General features: G+C 68.1%; 1 protein-coding gene. It reads right to left on the reverse strand.

The features are described from left to right. Positions 1-457: inorganic phosphate transporter (locus RCF13_RS00065; RefSeq protein WP_308140653.1), on the reverse strand; the 457-nt coding region annotated here is incomplete at both ends.

Below are 457 nucleotides of genomic sequence, written 5' to 3' on the forward strand. Positions count from 1 at the left end.
GATCAGGCCGATGCCTTTCTGGCCATCGTTCGAGCCGTGCACGAAGCTCACGCCCATGGCCGACAGCACCAGCACCAGGCGGTTCCAGAACGGCGGGTGTTTCTTGTTGTCGCTGGCGCGGCGCTGCTCGGGCGTCTTGTGCATCTTCGACAGCGGCAGCCAGCGCTTGAGCGCCAGCAGCAGGCCGCCCGCGACCAGGAAGCCGGCCACCGGCGACACCACCAGCGAGGCGCCGATGTCGATCGCCTTGCCCCAGTTCACGCCCTCGGCCAGCGGCAGGTCGGTGATCAGCGCGTTGGCCAGGCCCACGCCCAGGATCGAGCCGATCAGCGTGTGCGAGCTGGAGGCCGGGATGCCGAAATACCAGGTGCCCAGGTTCCAGGCGATGGCCGCGGCCAGCATGGCGAACACCATGGCCAGCCCGCGTCCGGTATCGACGTTGATCAGCAGTTCCACC

It is taken from the genome of Stenotrophomonas maltophilia group sp. RNC7, from assembly GCF_030910085.1.
Lineage (GTDB): Bacteria > Pseudomonadota > Gammaproteobacteria > Xanthomonadales > Xanthomonadaceae > Stenotrophomonas > Stenotrophomonas sepilia.